Source organism: Kitasatospora sp. MBT63, from assembly GCF_000710465.2.
Classification (GTDB): domain Bacteria; phylum Actinomycetota; class Actinomycetes; order Streptomycetales; family Streptomycetaceae; genus Kitasatospora.
On record NZ_JAIZ01000132.1, the window covers coordinates 13349 to 31266 of the forward strand.

Sequence of the window (17918 nt, forward strand, 5' to 3'; positions counted from 1 at the left end):
TGCGCCGGGGCTCTGACGTTCTCAGGGCTCGTCCTCACAGGGATGGTCGCCGCACAGCCCGCGGCCGCCGCAAACCCCACCGGCTACCAGAACGTTCGGATCAACGAGGTCACCTCCTCGAACAACGACACCGTCGAGCTGTACAACGCCGGCTCGACCGCGGTGAGCATCAGCGGCTGGAAGATGTCCGACGACGGCTTCTCACCCCAGTCGTTCAGCCCGTCCGCCACCACGATCCCGGCCGGCGGCTTCGTCACCTTCAACTCGCCCAAAGGCCTCGGCGACGCGGACAAGCTGGTGATCTACACCGCCGGCGGCACACTGGTCGACCGCGTCGAGTGGGCCACCGACAAGGCGAAGCCGGCGATGGCGCGCTGCGGCGGCGACGGCACGGGGACATGGGTGACCACCACCGCGGCGACCACCTTCGGCGCCCCGAACAGCGCCGGCTGCCCGGCGTCGCCACCGGCGGCGAGCCGGGTGCGGATCAACGAGGTCACCTCGAACGGCGCCGACACCGTGGAGCTGTACAACGGCGGTACGAGCGCGGTCGGCATCGGGTCGTGGAAGTACGTCGACGGCGACACCGGCCACTCCCCGGTCTCGATCTCCTCCTCCTCACCGAGCGCCGGCAGCATCCCCGCGGGCGGCTACCTCACGTTCGACTCCACCCTCGGCCTGGGCGACAACGACTCGCTCCTGCTCCTCGACGGCAGCGGCAACACCGTCGACTCGGTGACCTGGACGACCGACGGTGCCAAGCCGTCGGACGAGCGCTGTGCCGACGGCACCGGCTGGTTCCGGACCTCCGTGACCGCGACGCCCGGCAGCGCGAACTCCTGCTCGGGCAGCGGCGGTGGCGGTGGCGGGCAGACCGGCCACCTGCTGGGCGGCGGCGGCTCGCTCACCGGCGGCTGCACCCCCGAGGCCGCCACCGGTACCGGTAGCGCCCCGGCGGGCACGGCGGCGTGGCCGGGCGGCCTGGACGTCACCATCGCCGACGACGTCTGCGCCTTCACCACGTCCACCGGCCCCGAGGGACGCGACGTGAGTGGCCTGGCATTCGACCCGGCGACCCCGTCGGTGCTGTGGGCCGCCAAGAACAAGAACTGGCTCTACAAGCTGGTCAAGAGCGGCAGCACATGGATCCCGGACCCCTCCTGGAGTGCGACCGGCAAGCAGATCCGCTTCGCGGGCGGCTCCGGCCAGCCCGACGCCGAAGGACTGACGGTCGGCGGCAACGGCCACATCTACGTGACCTCCGAGCGGGACAACACCGACAACACGGCGCCCAAGGACACCGTCATGGAGTTCGACCCGGCTGCCACCGGATCGACCCTCACTCCGGTCCGCCAGTGGGACATGACCTCGCAGTTCCCCCAGCTCGACACCGGTAGCAAGGACGACGCCAACCTGGGCTTCGAGGGCGTCGGCTACGTGCCCGACGGCTGGCTGACCGCGAACCACTGGACCGACCCGCTCACCGGCGCCGCCTACGACCCGGCCGCCTACCCGCTGCACGGATCGGGCCTGTTCTTCGCAGGCCTGGAGTGGGACGGCACCCTGCACGTGTACGGCCTGAACTCCGACGGCACGTTCACCACCTTCGGCGCGATCGCGACCGGCAAGGTCTCCGTGACGGACGTGATGTTCGACGCCGGCACCCAGCGCCTCGTCGCGAGCTGCGACAACACCTGCGGCGAGACGCACACCTTCATGAAGATCAACGCCGCCGGTGCGATCGTCCCGGACGTCACCTACACCAACCCGGCCGTCATGCCGGCCGACAACCTGGAGGGATTCGCGCTCGCGCCGACCTCGACCTGTGCCGACGGCTCCCGCGAGGCGGTCTGGTCCGACGACGGCATCTACGGCTTCGGCCCCGGGAGCACCTCCTACGGGCACGCCCTCTACAGCGGCACCTTCCCCTGCTGAGCCCGCCACCGCACGGCTACGAGGCTCCCGGCAGCCGAGGTCACGACCGACCTCGCCGACTGCCGGGAGCCTCGTCGTGCTCGGCCCGGGCCGCAGCCGTACACGCCGACCCGGTGCGGAGGCCGTGAGGTCCGGCAGACGACCAGCCTGCGTCAAGCGCCTCCACGGGCAGGCGGGCCGAGCTCTGCGGCCAGGGCGGCTCGCTGCTCCTCGAGAGCGGACCTGGCGGTCGGACGGTACGCCAGGATCTGCCGGGCCAGCGCACCCACACGTGGCTGGGCCACATCCCCGGACGTGGCGAGCATCTCCAGCTCCGCGCACAGCGAGGCCAGTTGCTCCAGCCCGAAGGTGCGGCAGTTGGATTTCAGGGTGTGGGCGGCCCGGCGCGCGGAGTCCGCATCCGCATGCCGGACACCCTGCTGGATCTCTTCGACGAGAGTGGTGAGCTCGCCCAGGAAGGCGTCCACCAGGTCGATGGCGGACTCGGTGTCGAGTGCGTCGGCGAGCATTCTGATCGCTTCGGGGGCGATGACGGGTTGCGGGGTGGCCATGGATTCTCCACGAGGTCGTCGGCGGGCCCGGGCCGACCTCGGGTTCCGGTGGCTCGGCGCGCCACCGCGCCGTTCTGCTGCCCCCAAGTCTGAGGTGCGGGCCCCGGGTCCGCATTCACCGGTCGGGTAGTTCGTGGTCCCCCCAGACACTGCCCCCCCGGGTGCACGATCGCGCCGAACTCGCGGGGTGATGTGCGTCACAGTACTCATCACCCCTTGATAACGCGGGGGAAGCACAAGAGGCGTGGAGAGTGACGATGCGGCGGCTCCTTCGGACCAATGGCAGACACGGCAAGATGCTTCTCCCGGCCGGCGTTCTCTGCGCCCTCCTCGCCGTCGGCGGATGCCAGAGCGGGGGTTCCGGCCAGGCGGGAGGATCCGGCTCGGCCGGCACGAGCCTGTCGGCCGCCGAGATGACCGCAGACCTGGCCCGCAACGCCAAATCCATCACGGAGTACCCGGCCGTCCCGCCGCTGGACGGCGGAGTCGCGGCCCTGAAAGGCAAATCCGTCTGGTACATCCCCATCGGATCCAGCATCCCGATCGCGAACGCCGTCGGCTCCGCGATGGATTCGGCGCTCGCCACCGCCGGCGTCGAGATGCACGTCTGCGACGGACGACTGCTGCCCGACACGATATCCGCGTGCATGTCCCAGGCCGTCGCCCAGCACGCCGACGCCGTGGTCACGGGCTTCATCGACTACTCACTCGTACCGACGGCCTTCGACGGCCTGGTGTCCAACAACATCAAGGTGCTGGTCGCAGGCGAAGCCCCGAGCGGAGGACGCACGTCATCCCCGCAGCTGGCCTTCTACGACGCGACGCCGTCCTTCGTGCACGCGGAACACCTCGCGCTGGAATCGGTCGTCTCCGGCAGCGCCGGCAAGGCCAAGATCCTCTACATCGGGATCACCAACTCCTCGCTGACCCGGAACATCGCCAAGGACGCCAAGGACTACCTCGCCCGGCAATGCGCGGGCTGCACCGTCAACTCGGTCGACTACGCCACCGCCGAGATCGCCAAACTGCCCTCACGGGTCAGCGCCGCGCTCCTGCAGTACCCGGACACCGACCACGTGGTGGTCGAACTCGACTCGGGCGCCAACGCCACCATCCAGGGCATCCAGGCCGCGGGCTTCTCGGACAAGGTCCAACTGGTCTCGGTCAGCGGCAACCTCGACGCACTCCAGCGGGTGAAGGCCGGGGACCAGCCGATCGACGTGGGCCTGAGCCCCGTCCACATCGGCTGGTCCTACGCCGACGGAGTCCTGCGGATGCTGGCCGGAAAGCCGGTGGCAGCGGTATCGACCCCGCCACGGGTCTTCACCAAGGACAACATCAACACGCTGACACTGACCGACCAGGCGTACGCGACCAACGTCTGGTACGGCACGGACGCCTACCAGGACACCTTCCACCGGGCCTGGGGACTGTCCTGATGGCCGCTGCTCCCGGCGCCCCCGCCCCGAGACTCGAAGTGCGCGGCCTGTCCAAGACCTTCGCCTCGGTGCGGGTCCTGCAGGACGTCCACCTCGACATCGCACCCGGTGAGATCCACGGGCTCGCCGGACACAACGGGTCCGGCAAGTCGACACTGGTGAAGATCCTCGCCGGCGTCCACGCGCCGGACCCCGGCGCCTGCATCAAGCTCGACGGCCACCCACTCCGCCTCCCGGTCCGTCCCGGCCAGGCCCACGCGGCCGGCCTCGGCGTCGTGCACCAGGACCTCGGACTGCTGGACGAACTGAGCGTCGCCGACAACATCTGTGTCGGAGGCTTCCCGGTCCGGCGCTGGACCAGAAGCATCGACCGCGCTGCCCGCGACCGTCTTGCCGAGCAGGCCCTGGCCCGCCTCGGCGTCCGCGCCGACCCGTGCCGGCGGGTCGCTTCGCTGCCCGCCGCACACCAGGCCGCGGTCGCGACGGCACGAGCGGTCCGCGACCACCGCCCCGGCAGCGGCCTGCTGGTCCTGGACGAGTCCACCCGGGCCTTCACCGGACCCGACCGGGAGCACATCCACGCCTTCCTCCACAGGATCTCCGAGGAAGGCGGCTCGGTGCTGCTGGTGAGCCACAGCCTGCCCGAACTGCTGCGCACGGCGGACCGTATCAGCGTGCTGCGCGACGGCCGGCTCGTCGCGACCGGCCGGCCGACGGCCGGTCTGACGGAAGCCGAGCTCGCGCACTTGATGCTGGGGCGGCGCGACGTCCTGGCCACCGATCCGCCGGAGCGGACCGTGGCGCCCGGCACACCCGGGGCCGCACAGGTCCGGGTGGCTGCGCTCGACGGCGGCCGGATCCACGGGGTCGCACTGACGGTGGGCCGGGGAGAGATCGTCGGGGTCGGCGGGGTGCCCGGAAGCGGGTTCGAGGACATCCCGCGTCTGCTGGCAGGGGCGATCAGGGCGCGCAGCGGCGAACTGACCGTCGGGGACCGGCGACTGGACCTGACCCGGGCGAACGTGCGGGCCTGCCTGCGAGCGGGCGTGGTCCTCGTCCCGGAGCGCCGCGACCTCGAAGGACTGGCCTATGACATCGACGTCCGCGACAACATCTGCCTTCCCTCACTGCACGGCCGCGGCCGCCCGGGATTCTTCAGCCTCAAGCGGCAGAGCGACCTCAGTACGCAGGCCCTGCAGGGGCTCGACATCCGCCCGGCGAACCCCGACCGCTTCACGGTCGGCATGCTCAGCGGCGGCAACCAGCAGAAGGTGCTGCTCGCAAAGTGGTTCGCCACGACGCCCGAGCTGCTGATCCTCCACGAGCCGAGCCAGGGCGTCGACGTGGGGGCGCGCAGCGACATCCTGCGGGCCCTGCGCAAGGTGGCCGACGCCGGGACCTCCGTACTGGTCGTCAGCGGCGAGCCCGAGATCCTGGCGAGGCTCTGCGACCGGGTGCTGGTCCACCGTCCCGATGACGGCGGGCTGACCCAGCTCGACGCGCCCGGTGACGTCGAGGCCGCCCTGGAACGGCTGCACTCCACCGGATCCACGGCACAGGAGACCACCTGATGGCGCGCAGCCCCCGCGCCGCGGACCGCGTCGACGGCGCCGCCCGGTCCGGACCGGACCGGGGTCCGGCCGCGAACGGGCTGTCGATCAAGATGGGCGGTCTCGCGGCACGCTACGGCCTGCTGGCCATCTGGGCTCTCATGATCATCGTTTACGGCTGTCTTATCCCCGACCGGTTCCTCGCCCTCTCGACCCTGCAGACCATCGTGGGCACGCAGTCGTCGCTGCTGTTCCTCTCCGTCGCGGTCCTGTGCCCGCTGCTGGTCGGCGAGTTCGACCTGTCCTCCGCCTCCGTGATGGGCCTCGCCGCGACGCTCGTCCCGGTGGTGGCCGAGCGGACCGACGTCTGGACGGCCTGCGCGGTCGCCATCGCGGCGAGCGGACTGTGCGGTGTGCTCAACGCCCTCCTCGTCGTCCGCCTCGGCGTCCCGTCGTTGATCGTCACACTCGGCAGCGGAAGCCTCTACCTCGGGCTCGCCGAAGCCCTGTCACCGTCCGGTGCGGTGTCCCTCCAGGACAAGCGGCTGTCCCACCTCGTGACGACGAAGATCGCGGGACTGCCGCTGTCGTTCTTCTACTGCCTCGTCCTGTGCGCGGCCATGACCTATGTGCTGACCTGGACCCCGCTGGGACGCAGCATCGTGTTCGTCAGATCGAACCGGGAGGTGGCCCGGCTGGCCGGCGTCAACGTGGGGGCGCTGCGCGCCACGGGCTACACGCTCGGCAGCGTGATCGCCGGCCTGTCCGGTGTCGTCCTGGTCGGCACGGTGGGCGGCTTCGACCCCAGTGGCAGCCCCGCGTACCTGCTGCCGGCGTTCGCGGCCGCGTTCCTGGGTACCGCCGTGGTCGATCCCGGCAGGTTCAATCCCATGGGTACGCTCCTGGGCGTCTACTTCATGGCGACCGGAATCATCGGGCTGCAGCTTCTCGGCTACACCGGCTGGGTCCAGGAGGCCTTCTACGGAGCGGGCCTCATGGTCGCCGCCGTGTTCACCACTCTGCTCAACCGCACCGGCGGCGGCCCGGCCCGGTCGCTGACGGCCTGATTCCGGCGCACATCACGGCCGGGAATGTGCCCGAGCGGGCAGCCCATCGAGGCAATGGAACTGCTCGATAGGATACGCGCCGACGATGATCCCGGGTCACGCGGGAGCGATAGTCGGTGTCGAACGTGGATTATCCGAGAATTTGACCCCAAGGGAAAGCGTGCAGGTGGCGTCGGTGGAAATTGACTACGTTGGCATGTATAAGATAATGGATGACCTGGTCACCGAGAGGCGGTCGCTCCAGCTGGCTCGCGACAAGCTGAACTCGGTGACATCTGTCCGGGAGAACATCGAGGAAGACCTGTGGTCGGCGTTCGGCATGCCCGAGAGCGGTAATGACAGAATCACGCGCCAAGGGTCGCCCGAGGTCCTCGAAGCGGCCAGTGTTCTGGGGTACATGTACGAGTCCATCGATGAGGTCGTCGACAGGGTCGAGACCGCGCTGGGAATGCTCGAAGAGGCTACCCTCGAATATGAGAACCTGAAGAACATCGGCAGGTCTATGAATGTTCGAACCGTCTGGCTGGAGTTCATCCTCAGTGGTGCATCCAGCGGAGGGGCCGGATCGTTCTGGGGGTTTCTGGCGATGGCGTCGAGCCTCATCGACCCGGCTGTCAACAATGCTTCGTCGATATATTCAATGGCTGCCAAGGCTCCTAATGGCGGCACTTTCGCCGAGTCCCGGGCAAGGGATATCTGGAACAAGCTGACCGGCCAGAAGGCGGAGATCGAACGAATCTCCGCCAGGGTTGAGGCCGTCTACCTCGCGCTGAGGGACTGGGAGGAGAAGAACCCGAAGCACTGACTCGTCCCGGGCCGGTGCCCGCCGCCGTCACCTGCCGTCGTGAAGACCGTGAGCCGGCCCGGGTGCCGCTACAGCCCCAGTTGCTGGCTCAGGAGGTAGTAGTAGAGCCCCTGATTGGCCATCAGTTCGTCATGGGTGCCCTGCTCGACCACGCGGCCCTGTTCGAGCACGACGATCCGATCGGCATTGCGTACCGTCGAGAGCCGGTGGGCGATGACGATCGAGGCGCGGCCCTCGAACAGCCTGGCCATGTTGTCCTGGACGGCGTGCTCGGACTCGCTGTCGAGCGAGCTGGTCGCCTCATCGAAGATCAACACCGGTGGGCGCGGGTAGACCGCGCGAGCGATCGCGATGCGCTGGCGCTGACCGCCGGAGAGCAGCAGACCGCTCTCCCCGATCTTCGTCTCGTAGCCGAGCGGCAGCCGTTGGATGAAGTCGTGGGCGGCCGCGATGCGTGCCGCCCAGGCGACCCGATCCATGTCCGGCTCGTCCTGGCCGAAGGCGATGTTCCGGGCGATCGTGTCCTCGAACAGGTGGTTCTCCTGGAGTACGAAGCCGATGTGGCGCCGTAGGTCGCGGTGGTCCAGCTCGTACAGGTCGGTCTCGTCGTAGGTGATCGTGCCGCTCGTCGGTTCGAGGAGACCGGCGAGGCACTTGATCAGGGTCGTCTTGCCGGAACCGCTGCGACCGACGATCGCGACGGTCTGACCGGGCCTGACGTCGAGATCGACGTGCTCCAGGATCGGCGGACCCCCCGGCCCGCCGTAGCTGAAGCCGACGTCGTGGAACCTGATCCGCCCGTCCAGCACCGGCACCGCCCGCAGGCGGCTGTGGTCCTCGCCCTGTTCGGGCTCGTGTTCGGTGATGTCGGTCAGACGACCGAGCAGGATGCCCGAGTACTGCAGCTGGTCCCACAGCGCCACCAGGAACACGATCGGCCCGTTGGCGAGCAGCACGAGCGAGTTGAAGGACACCAGGCCGCCGATGGTGAGGCCGCCGTTGAGCACCTCGAGTGCGCCGATCCACAGGAACAGCGCCAGCGAGACGAACGACACGAGCTGGACCGAGCCCTCGTAGAGCATCATCGTGAAATCGGCCCTGAACAGCCGGCGCGCCAACTCCTTGAACTGCGTGAGCATCAGCCCCCGCAGCGCCTGTTCGGCGCCCATCGCCTTGACGGTCTCGATGCCCCTGATCGCGTCGATCTGGCGTGACTGGTAGCGGCCGTACGACTCCTCGAGGCTGTCGAACAGGGGCTTGATACGGCGGGTGGAGTACCGCATCAGACCGGCGTACACGGGCACACCGGCGGCGTAGACGAGCGCCAGCACAGGGTTGAACACGAACATCAGCGCCAGGGCCGCGATGACCTGGGTCGCCGCGGTCAGGGCCTCCACGCCGGTTTGGACGATCAGCTGCCGCACCTGCCGCACGCCGTCCAGACGCCTCCCGATGTCCCCGATCCGGCGCGAATTGAAGTAGCTCATCGGCAGCGCCAGCAGCCGCCCGGTCAGGAAGTCGAGCGCGGCCGTGTCGATCCGGACGGTCATCCGACTCAGGATGTAGCGCTGGACGACCGTGGCGGCGGTCGCGACCACGATCGCCGCGAGCATCCCGAGGACGATCATGTTCAGCAACCCGTAGTCCCGGTCGGCGAGCACACGGTCGACGACCACCGCCGACAGGACGGGGATGAACAACCGCGTCGCGGCACCGACGAACGACAGGCCCAGCGCCCGCAGCAGGGTCCCCCGGTGCGGCCCGAACAACTGCAGGAACCAGCGCGCGCTCGGTTGCGCCTCCGGCTGCTCCCGGAACCCCTCGCCGGGCGCGAACAGTGCGGCGAACCCCGACCAGTTCTCGAGGAACTCCTCCATCCGGACCCGGCGGAGACCGACCGCGGGGTCGGCGATCCGGGCGTACTTGGCGTTGCTGTCGTACAGCACGACCCAGTGGTTGCCCCGGTAGTGGACGACCGCCGGCAGCGGCAGCTGATCCAGGCGGGTCTTGGAGGCCTTCAGGGTGGCGCTCGTCAGCCCCAGGGCCTCGGCGCCGTGCGCGAGGCCGTTCAGGCTGGTGCCGTCGGGCCCGGTCCGGACCGCGTCGCGCACGGCGCCGAGGCGCACCTTGCGCCCGAAGTACCGGCAGACCATGGCGAGACAGGCGGCCCCGCAGTCGGCCTCGTCGATCTGCCAGACATGCGGGAAGCGCCTGATCCGCCGCTCGGGCCGGGTGAACCGGTCCTCCAGGTCATGCTGCTCGTCCACCTCGACATCCGGCCCGGAGCCCTCGGCCCGCTGCCGCTGTTCCGTCGTCCCGGCCGGCAGCAACTCCTCCGAGAAGTCGGGCGGCACCCTCGCCCGGTCGCGATAGTGACGGCCGGCGACCTGCTCGGCGACCCGCTCCCGGAACTCGGGCAACTCCACGAGCAACTCGCCGAACACGGCGGGTTCGAGTTCGAGCAGCTCGACGTCGCCGGTCGCCTCCACGGTCGCGGTACGGGGGACCGAATCGAACAGCGAGACCTCTCCGAAGACGTCCCCCGTCCGCAGCAGGCCCGCCTCGCGCTCCTCGCCGGACTGCTCCATCCGCACGCGCAGCACGCCGTCGAGGACGACGTACATCCCGCCGGGCGGGTCACCCTGCCTGACGACGGCCTCACCCGCGGAGAACCTCAGCGGACGGAGCCTCGCTATCAGGCGGCCGAGCGCGGTGACGGAGAGGTCGGCGAACACGTGGTGGACGCGCAGCAGGTCGCGCACGCGGTGCTCGCGAACCTGCTGTTCGAGCCCGGTCCGCACCGACGGATGGGCACGCACCAGCGCGGCGAACACCGAACTGTCGAGCCGCAGAGCGCTGACCTCGCTGCTCGCCCTGATCGTCGAGGAGCGCGTGGTGTTCTCCAGCAGTGAGACCTCGCCGAACGAATCACCCGGCCCGAGGGTGTTCAACGGCACCTCTTCACCGTGCTCGCCCCGCTTGACCGCGCGGGCGGTCCCCTCGGCGAGCACCCAGTAGCCGTCGGCCGGGTCACCCTCGCGCACGATCACGGCTCCGAACCCGAACCTGACCGGCTCGAAGCTGTCCGCCACGAGTTCGCGCACCTCCGGTGCCAGGTTCGCGAGCAGCGGGATCCCACCCAGCGGCCCGCGTGCGGCACGCGCCTCGCTAGGGGAGCTCATCGAAGACCACCCGCTCGGCGACCTCGCCCAGCCGGGCGCGCTCCAGAGCGCACTCGCGAGCGCGCTGCGCCAGCTCCGGGTCGTCGAACGAGGGCGGATGCTTCTCGAGCACCTCGACGAGCAGGTGATCCGGCCCGTACGGAAGCGGCCCGAGCAGCTGCCCCACACGCGCGCCGAGCAGCTTCGAGCGCAGTGGCTCATCGACGTGCCGGAGCTCGACCCGCCGACGCTCGATCGAGGCTCCCGCTTCGATCGCCACGTCTTCGAGGGGCCGTCCGTCCATCCTCACGCACAGAGCCGCCTCCCGGGCGACGTGCTCGCCCTTGCACGTCAGCTGCCGCACGTGCACCCGGGTCCACTCCACCTGGCGCCGTTCGAGCTCACGCCGGGCCTCGGTGTCGTCGATGCGGGACGAGAACCGCGCGTACGCGAGCTCGAGCGGGGCCAGTACATCCCCGCGCAGCGGGGCCTGCACCGCAGGAAGGCCGACTACGTCCGCCACCGCCAGGTACGCGGCCAGCCGCCGTCCCACCCGCTCGAGCGCGCCGGAGCACACGGCATGGGTCCAGGTCGCCCGCCGGATCTCATCGGGACCGGCGTCCGTCTCCCTGGCCGCCCGCTCGTCGGACAGCACCGTGCCGCGGATGTAGTCGAGCCAGCTCGGCACGTCCAGCCCGCGAAGCGCGAGCCAGCCGTGGAGCTCGTCGGCGGAGAGCAGCCGGCGCTCGTAGCGGAACCGGCGTGCTCCTTCGTCGAACCTCGCCTCCCCGAGGCTCACACCGACCGCACGAGCGTGCCCGACCGCCCGCAACGCCGCACCCGCCGCTCCTTCCGCCTCGCCCCACTCGCCCCAGACCTGCGCGGCCGCGACGAGGTCGGCCCAGGTGAACGTCCGGCCGTCGATGATCGTGAATGCCCTGTGGCGGAGTACTTCAGGTCCCACGTGCGCCCCTCTCAGCCACGGACCCGTTCCATCCCCCCAGACACGCATGCCCCCCAACGGCACCATGCCCTCCGGACTTCGGGGAGGGCACGGTCGAGCCGTCGAACGAACCATCGTCCGGCTCACCGGCCGCCGACGGCGCCACTGCTGTTGGAGCTACGGCAGATGAGGGAAGGGTCCCTTCGGCAGCTTAGGGATTGACCCCGGCGAGTCCACCGCCCTATTACTGCCACCCTTCACATCCTCAGCAGATCCTTCCTCCGGCGCGAGATCCGGCTGCATATCGACAGACTTCTGGATTTCCTTGCTCTCTTCGCGATCCTTCATGGTTCGACCCCAATCTAGGGAGGAAGTTGATGAGCTCCAGTCTCTCCCGGCCGATCTGCAATGGCAATTGACAACATGCCAAGCGTTCGTCGGCCTGACCCAGCCGGAACTGCCAACTTGAGCGGGGCTTTGAGGAGTTCCGGTCGAACGGGAATATCGATCGGGCGAATACGGCGGCAGCCGTGCAGCAGAACAGGCCCTACCGGCCGCTCGAACGGGCATTGTGTGACGGCATCACAGTCCCGGGTCGGGGCCCATTTCGGCCATTCTCGCGGGTGACTGTGGTTCACCGGTTCTGCCGAGAAGAATCTGCGGCGAGCCGGTCGCAGGCTATCGCGGCTTCCGCCCGCACACTGGGGGCGCTGTCGTCCAGCAGACGACGGACGACCGCGTCGACCTCGCCGTCGGCGGTGGGCAGGTCGAGCCGTCCCAGCATCCACACGGCCAGGCTCCTGACGAAGTCCGCGGGATCGCCGCACTCCCGGAGGAGGGCGCTCCGCGCGGTTCCGTCACCCGGATCGTGCCGGGCCAGCGATGCGGCGGCCCAGACCCTGACGTAGCCCTCGGGGTCGTCCGCCGCGGTCGCGCGCAGTGTGGCTACCACGTCCTCGCCGAGGGCCCCGCACTGGCCCAGGGCGTGGCAGGCCAGTCTGCGGGCGAGGGGGTCGGGGCTCGACAGCAGCTCGTTCCAGTGACGCGCCGGTCTCCCGAGGTATCTGCCGGATCCCGCCATCACACATCACCACCCAGCGCCTCGTTGAGGGCGAACGCCGCATTGATCAGACTGAGATGGGTGAAGGCCTGCGGGTAGTTCCCGGCGACCTCGCCGGACGGGGAGGTCTCCTCGCCGAAGAGGCCGACGTGGTTGGCGTAGGTGAGCATCTTCTCGAAGATGAACCGTGCCTCCTCCACCTCACCGGCTCTCGCCAGCGCCTCGACCAGCCAGAAGGTGCAGATGTTGAACGTCCCCTCGCCGCAGTCGATGCCGTCGGCGGCGGCGTGCCGCACGCTGTAGCGGTAGACCAGGCTGTCCGAGGACAGTTCGCGGCGGATCCGTGCGAGGGTGCCCAGCATGCGTGGGTCGCTCGGTGCGACGAATCCCACGATGGGCAGTGTGAGGATGCTGGCGTCCAGGGCGTCGGTGGCGAAGTGCTGGACGAAGGATCCCCGGTCGGGCCGGTAGCCCTCCTGCATGACCGCTTCGAAGATGAGATCCCGTTCCCGCTGGATCCTGCTCCGGTCGAGGGGGAAGCTTCTGCGGTCGGCGATCCGCAGGCCCCGGTCGAGGGCCACCCAGCACTGGACCTTGGAGTAGACGAAGTGATGGCGTCCGCCGCGGATCTCCCAGATGCCTTCGTCGGACCGGCGCCAGTTGTCGGCGACCCAGTCGAGCATCCGGACGAGGTGCGTCCACAGGTCGTAGGAGATCTTCTTGGCATCGCGGTCGTAGATCTCGACGGCTGCGAGGAGCTCACCGTAGATGTCCAGCTGGAGCTGGTCGACCGCGAGGTTCCCGACACGCACCGGCCGCGAGCCGCGGTACCCGTCGAGGTGGTCCAGGTGCGTCTCGGTCAGGTCCCGTGTCCCGTCCACCCGGTACATCAGCTGCAGCGGCGCCTTCGAGGTGGCGTCCTCGACGGCCCGCTCCTCCAGCCAGGCCATGAACTTCTCCGCCTCACCGGTGAAGCCCAGCTGCATGAACGCGATGAGGGTCAGGGCCGCGTCCCGCATCCAGGTGTAGCGGTAGTCCCAGTTGCGGGGCCCGCCGAGCTCCTCCGGCAGGCTGGTGGTGGGCGCCGCCACGATCGCGCCGGTGGGATCGTAGGTGAGGAGCTTCAGGGTGAGGATCGACCGGTTGACCATCTCGCGCCAGCGCCCCCGGTAGGTGCACTGCCCGAGCCACCTCTTCCAGAACGTCACCGTCTCACGCAACAGGTCGTCGCCGACGATCCTGGACTCGGCGGCCGTCTGTTGCAGGTCGGCGCCTTCACCCAGGAGGAAGGTCGTCGATTCCCCCTCCCCGAGGGTGAAGGAAGCCGAGACGCCGTTCAGATGACGGGCCAGCGGGAACCTGCTGCGCAGGGTGAAGGACATGCCGTCGGAGCGGAACAGCGCCCCCGGGCCGCTGATCTCGACGGTGTGCGGGTCACGCGCGAAGTTGAAGGCCGGCATGCAGTCGAGGCGGAACTCGGTGCTTCCCCTGATCGACTTCGCGACACGGACGATCTGGTGGGATCCGGGGCCGGCGCGGCCCGGGTCCACCGGCATGAAGTCGATCACCTCCCCGACGCCGGAGTCACTCAGGAACCGCGTGACCAGGACGCAGGTGTCCGGCAGGTACATCTGCTGCCGACGGAGGCAGCCGGGGACGGAGATCCTGAAGTAGCCCCCCTTCTCGTCGTCGAGGATCCTGGCGAAGACGCTGGGCGAGTCGAATCTGGGGAGGCAGTACCAGTCGATCGATCCGTCCGTCCCGACGAGTGCCGCCGAGTGCATGTCCCCGATGATCCCGTACTCCTCCACGGGCCGGTACGTCACCGGCCACCCCCTACCCGGTGTGCCGCCCCGCGCGGACGGGATCCGATCCCGGCGGCCGGGACGACGGCCCTGCGAACTGATGTGGCCATGGGTCCCTCTCCTGCGGAGGCCGTGAGTGGGACTTCATGGTGCGGTGCCGTCCGCCGGAGCGGAAAGGACTGAGAGGGCAGCCATCCGTGCCTCGATCCCCCGAGGTGCCGACCGGTCCGGCTCCTACCCGACCGTCCACAGCGTCGTCGGATTGGCCTTGCCGCGCAGCGTGATCTCGCCGACGGGCTCCAGATCCGGCGGCATGGCGGCGAGCGCCGCACGGGTGGCGTCCGAGATGAGGATGGCGCGGCTGTGGTCCTTCGTCGCCTGCTCGATCCGCGCCGCCGTGTTGACGGTGTCGCCGACCACCGTGTATTCGATGCGCCGCTGCGACCCGACGTTGCCCGCCATGACCAGACCGGAGTTGAGGCCGATGCCCATCCTGAACCCCGGGCCGTAACCGCTCTGCGTCACCCAGCGGTTGAACTCGCCGAGGGCGTCGCAGGCCATGCTGCGCGCCGCGGCCAGGGCGAGGTCGGCATGGTGGTCGTTGGTGACCGGGGCGCCGAAGACGGCCATGAACCCGTCCCCCATGTAGCTCACCAGTGTCCCGCCGTAGTCCAGGATGACGTCGCTCATCGCCCCGAGGTAGGTGTTCAGGACTCCGGTCACCGCTTCCGGCGTGCTCTGCTCGGCCCAGGTCGTGAACGAGCGCAGGTCGCCGAACATGACCGTCACGACGCCTTTGCGGCCCTCCAGCCACTGTGAGCCGTCGGGATCGGCCAGCAGGTCGTCGGCGACCTTCTCGGGCACGAATCGGCAGAGCATCGACCGCATCCTCGCGAACTCCCGGTCCCGCAAGTACTTGCGCTCCAGGATGGCGCGGCTCCTGGCCTGCAGGAGCGTCCGGCTGATCGGCTTGGTGACGTAGTCGTCGGCACCGAGCTCGATGGCCCGGACGACACTGTCCATGTCGTCGAGTCCCGAGACCATCACGACCGGCAGGTCGGCCGTCCGCGGCGTGGACCGGATGCCCCGGAGAACGTCGAAGCCGGTCGCTTCCGGCATCTCGATGTCCAGGAAGACCATGTCGACGGCCGACGTCTCCAGGTACGCCAACCCCTCCCTGCCGTTCACGGCTTCGACGGTCGTGTAGCCCTCCCGCTGCATCATCCGGCTGAGCAGCATGCGGTTGACGGGGTCGTCGTCGACGATCAGGACCTGGGGACGTCTGTCCTGCATGTGCTGTGCCTCCTGTCCCGGGCCGGTCGCCCTATTCGTGGCCCGGTGGGCCGGTGAGGGCCCGCTGAAGGTCGGTACGGATGTAGCTTTCCGCCTGGTGGACGACTCTGCGGGCCACCTTCGGCTGGGCGCGCAGGACCTCCATGAAGGTCGTCTTGTCGAGGCGGAAGAGTTCGCAGCGGGTCTGCGCCGTCACCGTCGCGGACCGGGGTTCGTCGAGGAACAGGCTGCGCTCGCCGAAGAAGCTCCCTTCCTGCAGACTCCTGATCCGCTGCCGGCCGTTGCTGACGGCGACCTCGCCTTCGGCCACCAGGTACAGGGCGTGGCCGGGTTCGCCCTTGGTGATGATCGTCGCGCCCGCCGGGTAGGAGACGGGTTCCAGCGCGAGCGCCAGGTTGTGCTGGAACTTCGCGTTGGTCCCGTGGAACAGCGGAACCTTGTCGAGCACGGAGTTGCGGAGCATGAAGCCGTCGATCCCGGTGCCTTCCAGCGTGCCTCCCGGTGAGCGCGCCTGGCGGCCGTAGACGAGCACGCACAGCAGCAGGTTGACGGCGATGAACAGGGTCGGCGCGAACGAGAGCAGACCACCGGCGGAGAAGCCGGTCCGGACGCCCCAGCTGACCAGACAACCGATGAGGATGACCAGGCCGACGGCAGCGACGAAGGTGTTGTCCCGAAGCGCCTGCCCCATGCTGGGCCGGGTCTCGAAGCCCTTTGCCGTGACCCGCCAGCCCTGCTTGACGCCGAACAGGAAGTTCATTGCGGACCGCATGCCCACCAGCAGGGTGAAGGTCCTGACGGCGAAGACTCCCGCGTAGAGGTCGAAGAGCCGGCTGGCCAGCGGTGATCTGAGCCGTCTCGTATAGCGGACGTAGACGAGCCATGCGGAGGCGAGCGGCGGGGCGAGCAGCATGAACCAGGTGAGGGCCGCGGCATGGCCGACCGGGAAGCAGAAGAACCAGAGCACGCTCAGCGGGAAGAAGACGGCGCCCGTCACGTAGCCGACCATGGACAGCACCAGATCGACCTTCTCCAGGACGGTGAAGCCCCTGGTGGTGAGGATCCGGTGGAAGCGCTTGAAGAGGACCTGGAAGGTGCCGTAGGCCCAGCGCCGGTACATGGTCTCCAGTGAGCGCAGGGAGCTGGGGACCCACTCGCCGGTGGCCATGTCCAGGTAGCGGCTGGTGTGGCCGTTGGCGTAGGCGCCGACCGTCTTCAGCAGGTCCTCGGAGAGCATCACGGTGCCCCGGTAGTGATCCAGCCAGGGGCCGCTGGCCTCCAGGACCGACCGCCGCCACATGGCGTTGTGACCGTAGAAGATCGCGAATCCGCCGGAGCCCCGGATCAGCTGCGAGACGTGCATGGCGCTCTGAACGACGGTCACGGGGCCGGTCAGGCCGTTGAAGTGATCGTTGGTCGCCATGGTGTCGAACTGGAGGACTCCGAGTCTCTCGTCGCACTCGAACTCGTTGACCGCGGTTTCGAGGAGCGGTCCGTGGAGCGGCAGCGACGAGTCGATGTCCAGCAGGACCACGTACTCGGCCTCGGCGATCAGGGACTGCGCCAGGTCGACGTTGCCGGGTTTGAGACCGCCCTTCTTCTCGTTGTAGCGGAAGAGGACGCGCAGCTGCGGGTCTCGGCCGTCGTGCGATTCCACGTAGGACTTCCAGCGCCGGTAGTCCTCCGAGTCGGTGTCGCCCGAGTTGTCGACGACGATGATTTCGCGGGGTCCGCCGTACTGCGCGTCCCGGGCGCAGTCGAACGTCATCTTCGCGACGTCGAAGGGCTCCTGGTAGGAGGCGATCAGGAAGGCTATCCCCGGAGACCGCTCGGCGCGGCGCCGCGGCCGGAGCGGCTGCGTCCAGTGCCGGTGGAACAGCGCGGCCTTGAACAGGAAACCGACTTCGTAGACCGTCGCGTAGAGCGGGATGACGGACAGCACCAGAACGATCCAGGCCAGGGCGGTGTGGGCGTGCGAGGCCAGTTCGAAGCAGAAGAGGCCGGTCACGACAAGGGTCGCCCCGAAGAAGGGCCAGTCGATGACTCTGCGCATATCGCTCCTTTCCGTTCGGACGCCGCGTTCGGGCGGGGCGCGTCCATACGGGCCAGGTCAAGCCTTTGCCGTTCGGCGCTGCGGTGCCATCCCACCGGGGCAGTCGCCAGGGCAACACCCGGCCGTCGGTGAGGCCCGGTGCCCGGCCCGTTCCCCGCGGTCCGGACCGGCCACCCGAAAGGCCGTCCCAAGGGGCATCGCGCTCCCGCCCGGCCATGACACTGTGGCTCCTCGGAGGAGTGAGGGAGCAGGTCGC

12 protein-coding genes are annotated in these 17918 nt (G+C 69.1%); 5 read left to right on the top strand and 7 right to left on the bottom strand.

Annotated features, from left to right (window positions below; genetic code table 11):
* The first annotated feature begins 42 nt into the window (after positions 1-42).
* Positions 43-1935 carry a lamin tail domain-containing protein gene (locus tag AA75_RS45330; protein ID WP_082526357.1) on the top strand — a complete coding sequence of 631 codons (1893 nt, stop codon included), beginning with the start codon at positions 43-45 and terminating at the stop codon, positions 1933-1935.
* A gap of 152 nt (positions 1936-2087) precedes the next feature.
* Here the strand turns inward: AA75_RS45330 and AA75_RS45335 are convergent, their stop codons facing one another.
* The gene (locus tag AA75_RS45335; RefSeq protein WP_051812024.1) at positions 2088-2486 is read right to left on the bottom strand and encodes an Hpt domain-containing protein; all 399 of its coding nucleotides are present in this window, start codon (positions 2484-2486) and stop codon (positions 2088-2090) included.
* Positions 2487-2899: 413 nt separating this feature from the next.
* Between AA75_RS45335 and AA75_RS08810 the strand changes: the two genes are divergently transcribed.
* The 4 genes from AA75_RS08810 to AA75_RS08825 all read left to right on the top strand — a co-directional run bounded on the left by AA75_RS08810 (position 2900) and on the right by AA75_RS08825 (position 7347).
* Complete coding sequence (locus tag AA75_RS08810; protein ID WP_149038028.1) at positions 2900-3925, top strand: substrate-binding domain-containing protein; 1026 nt, start codon at positions 2900-2902, stop codon at positions 3923-3925.
* Positions 3925-5496 carry an ATP-binding cassette domain-containing protein gene (locus AA75_RS08815; RefSeq protein ID WP_033819273.1) on the top strand — a complete coding sequence of 524 codons (1572 nt, stop codon included), beginning with the start codon at positions 3925-3927 and terminating at the stop codon, positions 5494-5496. Before AA75_RS08810 ends, AA75_RS08815 begins: the two co-directional genes overlap by 1 nt.
* A complete protein-coding gene (locus tag AA75_RS08820; protein WP_051812026.1) occupies positions 5496-6542 on the top strand; it encodes an ABC transporter permease in 1047 nt (348 codons plus the stop codon). Before AA75_RS08815 ends, AA75_RS08820 begins: the two co-directional genes overlap by 1 nt.
* Positions 6543-6717: 175 nt before the next feature.
* The gene (locus AA75_RS08825) at positions 6718-7347 is read left to right on the top strand and encodes a hypothetical protein (protein ID WP_149038029.1); all 630 of its coding nucleotides are present in this window, start codon (positions 6718-6720) and stop codon (positions 7345-7347) included.
* A 68-nt stretch (positions 7348-7415) separates the two neighbouring features.
* Here AA75_RS08825 and AA75_RS08830 read toward each other — a convergent pair whose 3' ends face one another.
* The 6 genes from AA75_RS08830 to AA75_RS08855 form a co-directional block, all read right to left on the bottom strand.
* Positions 7416-10529 (bottom strand): peptidase domain-containing ABC transporter, encoded by a 3114-nt coding sequence (locus AA75_RS08830; protein WP_033819275.1) that lies wholly within the window; start codon positions 10527-10529, stop codon positions 7416-7418.
* The gene (locus AA75_RS49140; protein ID WP_158515468.1) at positions 10516-11472 is read right to left on the bottom strand and encodes a hypothetical protein; all 957 of its coding nucleotides are present in this window, start codon (positions 11470-11472) and stop codon (positions 10516-10518) included. Before AA75_RS49140 ends, AA75_RS08830 begins: the two co-directional genes overlap by 14 nt.
* Positions 11473-12085: 613 nt before the next feature.
* The gene (locus AA75_RS08840) at positions 12086-12532 is read right to left on the bottom strand and encodes a HEAT repeat domain-containing protein (RefSeq protein ID WP_033819277.1); all 447 of its coding nucleotides are present in this window, start codon (positions 12530-12532) and stop codon (positions 12086-12088) included.
* On the bottom strand, positions 12532-14337 hold the full coding sequence (locus tag AA75_RS08845; RefSeq protein ID WP_033819278.1) for a glycoside hydrolase family 15 protein: 1806 nt from the start codon (positions 14335-14337) through the stop codon (positions 12532-12534). The genes AA75_RS08840 and AA75_RS08845 overlap by 1 nt, the downstream gene beginning before the upstream one ends.
* Before the next feature lie 213 nt (positions 14338-14550).
* Complete coding sequence (locus AA75_RS08850) at positions 14551-15609, bottom strand: adenylate/guanylate cyclase domain-containing protein (protein ID WP_033819279.1); 1059 nt, start codon at positions 15607-15609, stop codon at positions 14551-14553.
* A gap of 31 nt (positions 15610-15640) precedes the next feature.
* Positions 15641-17662, bottom strand: coding sequence for a cyclic nucleotide-binding domain-containing protein (locus AA75_RS08855; protein ID WP_033819280.1), 2022 nt, complete (start codon positions 17660-17662; stop codon positions 15641-15643).
* Between the last annotated feature and the right edge of the window lie 256 nt (positions 17663-17918).